The organism is Novipirellula sp. (assembly GCF_041583735.1).
Lineage (GTDB): Bacteria > Planctomycetota > Planctomycetia > Pirellulales > Pirellulaceae > Novipirellula.
The window spans coordinates 1-7,198 of the sequence record NZ_JBFHFD010000445.1; the positions used below are offsets into that span (position 1 = coordinate 1).

6 protein-coding genes are annotated in these 7,198 nt (G+C 54.8%); 5 read left to right on the top strand and 1 reads right to left on the bottom strand.

Annotated elements, in window-relative coordinates; all coding sequences use genetic code 11:
• Positions 1–240, bottom strand: a 240-nt coding sequence (locus ABX962_RS25280; RefSeq protein WP_372723456.1) for an isochorismatase family protein, incomplete at its 3' end; no start/stop codon positions are given.
• Positions 241–836: 596 nt separating this feature from the next.
• Between ABX962_RS25280 and ABX962_RS25285 the strand changes: the two genes are divergently transcribed.
• From ABX962_RS25285 to ABX962_RS25305, 5 genes are all read left to right on the top strand, one after another.
• Positions 837–1,175, top strand: a complete 339-nt coding sequence (locus ABX962_RS25285) for a hypothetical protein (protein WP_372723458.1) — start codon at positions 837–839, stop codon at positions 1,173–1,175.
• 232 nt (positions 1,176–1,407) lie between these two features.
• The gene (locus tag ABX962_RS25290; protein WP_372723460.1) at positions 1,408–2,655 is read left to right on the top strand and encodes a sensor histidine kinase; all 1,248 of its coding nucleotides are present in this window, start codon (positions 1,408–1,410) and stop codon (positions 2,653–2,655) included.
• Positions 2,655–4,112 carry a sigma-54-dependent transcriptional regulator gene (locus tag ABX962_RS25295; protein WP_372723462.1) on the top strand — a complete coding sequence of 486 codons (1,458 nt, stop codon included), beginning with the start codon at positions 2,655–2,657 and terminating at the stop codon, positions 4,110–4,112. Before ABX962_RS25290 ends, ABX962_RS25295 begins: the two co-directional genes overlap by 1 nt.
• 152 nt (positions 4,113–4,264) lie before the next feature.
• Positions 4,265–4,702 carry a GreA/GreB family elongation factor gene (locus ABX962_RS25300; protein WP_372723464.1) on the top strand — a complete coding sequence of 146 codons (438 nt, stop codon included), beginning with the start codon at positions 4,265–4,267 and terminating at the stop codon, positions 4,700–4,702.
• Between the two features lie 256 nt (positions 4,703–4,958).
• Positions 4,959–5,498: a hypothetical protein gene (locus ABX962_RS25305; protein ID WP_372723466.1), complete on the top strand. Its 540-nt coding sequence runs from the start codon at positions 4,959–4,961 to the stop codon at positions 5,496–5,498.
• The last annotated feature ends 1,700 nt before the right edge of the window (positions 5,499–7,198 follow it).

Consider the following 7,198-nt stretch of genomic DNA (forward strand, 5'->3'; position numbering starts at 1 on the left):
CACATCGCGATGACGTTTTTCAACCTCGGGATGCAGTTGCCATGCGTCGGAGTTGAGCCGGAAGATGGGGGAATCGGGATCGGGTTGGTGGTGCCGAATCACAGCGGTTGGAACCCCCGCCTGTTTCGCCTCGTCCATCACTCGCAAGATTTGATCGAGATGACCGGTGGGATACGTCACCGGCAGCGCGCCATCAAAATACTCTTGTTGAACGTCAATCACCAATAGCGCACGGCTCATCGTATTAAATCCAATTCAATCTCAAGTCAGAAGTTCAGGGAACGGTTATCCCCAGTCTATCGCAGTTTCCGTTGGGGGCATACACAGTCGCCCGCCGCCTCCGACGTCGGATCATTCATTCGCGTTACCCGTAGTGGATCTTGTTAAAGATCCTGAATCCGCGAATTTCCTTTCAAAAATCTTGCTAAAGATCCCACCCATCAGTTCGTCAGTAGCCCCCGTGTTGGGGCTGCCCCTCCCCTTTGCCGCAACATCGACGGACGTCGGAGATGTCCGAATGTCGTTTACGAAAAAATAGGAACAAACGCAATCCGCTTCGGAGAGGTAAGACGCTCAGGTGAAAATGACTGTTGACAGCGTCAACGGTTTCTGTCGCCAAGTCGTGACATGAAAATCATGTCAACGGCGATCATTTTTCGCTGCGATTGAAATCCTGGAATGTTTTTGATCCCGGAAAACACTGGATTTTCGCTTTGCCTAGCATGCTTTCGACGTTTGTGATTTGGGGATTGGCATTGCCCGTGCGATAGAGCGACTCCGTTCCCGAGCATGAGGTTTGGGAAGACAACCAACTCTATACCTTTGAGGTATCCAATATGTTCAAACAAGCTCAGTACGCATTGATAGCCGCAATCGCTTTCAGTTTCGTCGGTGGAGCTTCGCTTGCCGAAGCAGGAAAGATTCGCAGCACCGTCGAGCGTCGTCATAGTCCCGAAAAAGGATTTTGGGACTCGAGCCATCACTCAAAGAACGTAGTTCGTCACCACGCAAGTCCGCGTGTGCATTACACACCGAAGACTCACGAGAGCAACAGCGGCAAGTCTTGGGGTTGGCAACGCAGCAGTCGCGCCGAACTGCATCACCCTGGTCCGCGGAAAACACGCGGATCAAGCAATACCTCGAACCCCGGTGCTTTGTTCAACCTGTTTCGGTAACCTTGCACCACCCGCTTCGCCGATGAAAGGAGCGAGTTTCCGATTCTCCAGTTGACACCAAGAGCCGGCTTGCCACAAATGAACTTTGATTTGTGGTAAGTCGGTTTTTCTATGCGCTAGCGAAAGTGTCAACCGGCGTCGACAGTGGAAGCAGCAGGTGACATAGGTTGACGTCGCGAGGCGTCAATGATTAGAAAAACGTCGGTCAATCTTCGTCGGCACAGTTCCTGCTTTGCGTATCGTCGAACGTATCCAAGCGTCAACCGGGATCAACGCTTATTGGCAATCCGTTTCCGCCGCAATCATCGTCATGCCGTACCGACACCTTCGCGACCCCAACATCAACGAAACGATGTTTCGCACCGTCGCCAATTACACCTACGACTGGGAAAGCTGGCACGATCCGTTGGGAAAGCCTGTTTGGATCAACGATGCCGTGCGGCGAATGACGGGCTACTCGCCTGATGAATGTTTGGCGATGCCTGAATATCCGTTGCCGATCGTGGCGGAGCGGCATCAGGCTCGGATGCGAAAGATGCTCAAGGATGCGATCGACAAGAAATCAAACAACGATTTGGAGTTCGAAATCGTCAACCGGAATGGCAACGCTCGTTGGATGGCCATTTCCTGGCAACCGATGTATGACGACGCGGGAACGCATCAGGGCTTTCGCACCAGCGTTCGCGACATCACCGATCGACAGGGGTTGGAAGAACAACTGCGACTGTACACCGAGCATCTTGAGCAACTGGTTCAAGAACGCACCGTTCGGATCACGCAGCTTGAGAAGCACCGTCAGCAGATGGAAAAACTTGCCGCCCTCGGTGAACTGGCCGCTGGCGTCGCTCATGAGGTCAACAATCCTTTGGCGGGGATCCGCAACGCGTTCGCGCTGTTCAAGGATTCTCTGGAACCAACCCACGAGCACTACGACCTGTTGGATCTGGTGGACAAGGAGATCGAACGGATCAGTTCGATCATCCATCAGATGTACCAGCTTTACAAGCGAGGTCCGCTGGCCGCTACCGAATTGACGATCGAAAAAACAATCCGCGATTGCGTGTGCTTGCTTGAACCGATCGCGCGCCGTCACGGAGTGACGTTGCAGGTCATTCCCGAGCGTTCCACCACATCGGCACGTCTGCCCGAGAATGAACTGAAGCAGATCCTGTTCAACATCGTTCGCAACGCCATTCAGGCATCGCCGAGCGGTGCGACGGTTCGCATCGAAATCGATGCCAAAGACGAACGGGTTGCTGTTCTGGTCGCTGATCAAGGTAGCGGGATCAGCGATGACGTGCTTCCGCATATTTTTGAACCGTTCTTCAGCACCAAAGGAGAACTCAAAGAAGGGATGGGGTTGGGGCTATCGGTAACACGCAACCTGATCGAATCGATGGACGGAGAAATCAACGTTGCCACCGAAGTTGGAGAAGGAACGACGTTTCGAGTCATGCTGCCCAGGTGGAGACGCGACTGATGGCCCATCGAATTCTCGTTGCCGACGACGAACCGCTTTACCTTCGCACGACCGGCGAGCTATTGCGAAAGAACGGTTACGAATGCGTGTGTGTTCCCGACGCCAATCTAGCGATGGAGGCATTGCAGCGAGAGGATTTTGATCTCGTCTTGTCGGACCTCAACATGCCGGGCAATTTGAAGCTTGAATTGCTTCATGATCACAACCGGCTGCGCAAACACGTTCCCATCATCGTCGTCACCGGCGTTCCGAGCTTGCCGACTGCGATCGAGAGCATTCGCCTTGGGATCGCCGATTACTTGATGACACCGGTGAAATTCGAGGATTTGCTGCGGAGCGTTCAGCATGCGATCGAGCACGCAAATCAAACCCGCAAGGCTGCGGAGATACCGACTCGGCCCGCATCGGAACTTCAAAACTTGTTTCCCCGTCTGATCGGTGCCAGCGCACCGATAATGGAGCTATTCGAAATCATCGATCGCGTCGCCGGCACGGACACGAACATTTTGATCACCGGTGAAAGCGGCACCGGCAAGGAAGTCGTTGCCAAAACAATTTATGAGCATAGCCATCGTCGTGAGGGTTCGTATCAAGTTATCGACTGCACCGCGGTCCCCGATTCGTTGTTCGAATCGATGTTGTTCGGCCACAAGAAAGGATCATTCACCGGAGCGGTATCGGATCAAGACGGCTTGTTAAAACAATGTGACGGCGGCACGGCGTTCTTAGACGAAATCGGGGAGCTGCCGATGCCAATGCAAGCGAAATTATTGCGAGCGGTACAGGAGCAAACTTTCACGCCGGTTGGCAGCCACACGCAGGTCAAAGTCGACACCCGATTCATCTGCGCCACCAACCGCGACCTCCACGCCGAAGTCAATGCGGGACGGTTCCGCCAAGACCTGTTCTATCGACTCGGAGTTATCCACGTCGAATTGCCACCGCTCCGCCGCCGCGATGATGATGTTTTGCTGCTCGCCGATCACTTCTTGAAGCTGCTGACCAAGAACAATTCACGGGTTTACGGATTTGCCGAGTCCACGCCCGAAGTCTTCAAGGCGTACTCGTGGCCGGGAAACATTCGTGAGCTGCGAAACGTGATCGAGCGTTCGATCGCCCTATCCAAAGGCAACTTGATCCAGCCGGCGGATCTGCCCAAGAACGTACAAGGGAATGCAAATGCAGCTGAGTCACGCTGGGCTGGCAGTGACGTTCATGCCGATGCCGCCACGTCGACACCGGGTTCCGGTGGGCAGTTGCCCAGCTTCGCCAGTATCACTGCGGGAGTTTCGCGAGACGAAGCCTTGAAAGCAGCCGAGTATCAGTACTTGGTCGCGTTGATGCAAACGAACGGTGGGAATGTTTCCGAAGCGGCACGCCAAGCTGGTTTGTCACGTCAAGGCTTACATAAGCTTCTGAAGACGCATGAAATCTACGCCGCCGATTTCCGACGCTAATTCGCCACGTCTTTTTGACAGTGTCTTTGCGCGGCGTCGCTACCCGTCGCTCATTTTTGTCGCATCTGATTTGCGGCGTGTGGTACCGGGATTGCTCCAGTAGCCAGGCTTTGTCACGGCGTTTCGATTCACCCAAAGGACGACACTCTCTCATGCCACACCGCAAACCCATCATCACCAAGCACGATCAAACGGAATTGCTGCAGCTGATCGAGGATGAATCCGTCGCCGTCATCGCGGATCATCGCAGCGTCGATACATTGAAAAGCCGGCTCCGCTCCGCGATTTGTTTGCCGGATGAGCGAGTTCCCGACACGGTCATCCGTTTGGGGTGTCACGTGACGTTGTCGGATGTGACAACGGGCAATATCGATATGTTCACACTGGTTGACCCTGCACAAGCGGACATTGCCCGCGGAAAGCTATCGGTGCTATCGCCGCTGGGCACCGCGATCCTCGGACGTCATCTCGGTCAGCAAGTGCGTGTCATGATCCCCAGTGGCGGCCGCACCATCACCATTGAAGCGATCGAGTACCGTTGTCAACAATCGGCGACAGCAACGGGCGCGAACACTGTCGCTAGCGTTTGACAGAGCGGGGGTGGAGGCTTCGAACCCGAAGAGTCGTTAACAAAATGCTTCTGAATTGTTTCCTATTAAAAAGCCCCCGGATATCCTTATGTTTTCTTCACTCCCGCGGATGGGCTCGAGGGTTTTTTAGAGCTTCACTCTACGATTGGTACGCTCCTCGCTTAGACGTTTCATCAAGATCATCAGCGAGCGTTTGGTGCTTGCACCTGAGTCGCGGATTTGTCTAAGTCGGTCTTTCGCCAAGGCATCGAAGTTGATGTCTGTGATGATCGGGCCGCTGAACACCGAAAGGGTTTTGAAGATGTCACGCTATTTCACCAGTGCTTTTGCCATCGCCGCCTTGCTGGGCAGCTTCCTGATTGCTGACACCGCCGAGGCCGCAAAGGCGCGTTCGACGGTCGAACGACGCCACCGTGCGAATAAGGGATACTTCGCGCCCAAGACGTCGACCAATCGCAGCTATAGCAGCAACCGGTCGATGTTCCGTAGCACGCCGCGTTACACCACGCCAAGCTACGTCGCACCGCGAACCTACACGCCGGCACCTTCCTACGTCCCGTCCTCGGCACCGGTCGTGCAGCAGAGCTACACCTTGCCCAGCAACGTCGTTAGCGCACCCCGCGTGATTTCGAGTTCGCCCGTCGTCACCTCGCAACCGCGAGTGATCTACAGTTCTCCCGTCGTGACGTCGCAACCGCAGGTCATCTCGGAACGAGTGATCACTCCGCAGACGCCGGCAGCAAATTCGTCGAACGTTCCGCACGTTGGCCAAGGTCAGCCTGCCAACGTACGATGAGATGATTCGCTTACCAGCGACTTCCGTTAGACGCTGAGTGACAAGCATTGCAGGTCACTCAGCGTCTGTTTTCGTGCCAAACCACGGACGGACCACAGTGGCTAGCGATTGTCATTGCTTTGTGATTCTACCGGCCTTGCCAGTCGCAACGCGACGGCAGATGTAGCTGTCTGCAACCCGATGCCACGCAACTGGGACGCCGTGAAAGGTTAGAAGATAGGAGGTTAGAAAATGGGGAAGCGCTGGTCGATTAAACCCAAACGCAAAACGCCATGGCAGTCTCCTCGTTCTGTCGACTTCATACCATCATGGTGGGCGAATGATACCTGTGGGATGTCTTGTCGTATCACGCGTTTCCGCAGTCTCCGAGACGAGCTTGTGCCGCCGTGACAAATTGCTCATACCCAATGTGGCGACAGAAAAATTGGTGCGACAGAAAGATTTCTAGGACGGTATGCTGGACAGCTTACCTCGAAATCGCACCGAACTCGCCGCGTGATGGCTGGTTCGCTCTGTGCAACCGGAGGCTGGGCAGGAAGATGGGGAGGGGCAGGAAAATTTGAGACCGGGGATGCTGAAAGCCTGCACTGCGGCCATCAGAGATAAACTCTCCATGCAGTCGCAACGCGACGTCAGGCTATAGCCACGGACGTGAGTCCGTGGAAACTCGCGCACTTCGCCGCAGAGTCCCAACGCGACGGCAGGTGTCTCGCGGAGCAACCGACTGCGGGAATAAAGAAGGTGTCCGGACTCCTGTCCGGTGTCAGCACTTGTTGTTTGGGTCGTCCGTCGGGGGCGGAGGGGCGGATTCGAGGTCGAGCGCTTCGTTGACTCGTTTAAACCAGTTCGTCCTGAGGCGGGATCTTTAGCAAGATCCACTACGGGGAGTTTTCTTTAGTTACGGCTGTTTGAGCAAGCCGGACAGACGGGGAATTGATGCGGGGTGGTGGAAATTGGAAAGGTGTCGTGTAGCGGTATTAGGGCTTAGGCTGAGGCCGTTGAAACGGAGCTAGTATTCGCGTTGATTTGCGTCGATTCGCGGGCCCTTTGTTTTCGGACGGCGCTGTGGTTGTGCGAGTGCAAGTTAAGTTATCCGATCGCGGTAGACGTTGGTCTTTCCTGTCGCCCCTTCGGGGCTTTCAGATTTGGGTTGCGTTGTAACCCACGGCTCACGCCGTGGGCTACAACATGCCGTCCCTTTCGGGACTTGGGGATGATGGTTGTCGCCCTTGCTGCGCACTGCGATTGCTAGTCGCTTGCAGCGATGTTAGGGAGGGAGTGAGAATTGAAAAAGTTGAATCGACAATTGTAAATTTTAAAATGGATGAGCGTGGCTCGGCGGGTAAAGACGCCTCCGAAAATGATTGATCGAGAGGAAAGGGAGGTAACGGAGACGAAGGGTGATTTGTAACTCTGTTCCCTCTGTATGCTCCTGTTCAAATTGTCCGAGAAATTGTCGTTCTTGTTTGGCGACGGAGAATTGGTTGCTCGGGTGAGATTAGGATTATGAGTATGATTAAGATTAAGAATTTTGTGGGGCGGGATCTTTTGCAAGATCCACTACGGGAGGGTGGGGCTAGCCGGATAGACGCGGAATTGATGGGCGGTGCGAGTGAGCCGGTGACAGGCCCTCACCCGGACGAGGCCTTGAGGGCCCGTCCGACCTCTCCCGTGCTGCGCTCGGGAGAGGTGGCTGGAAC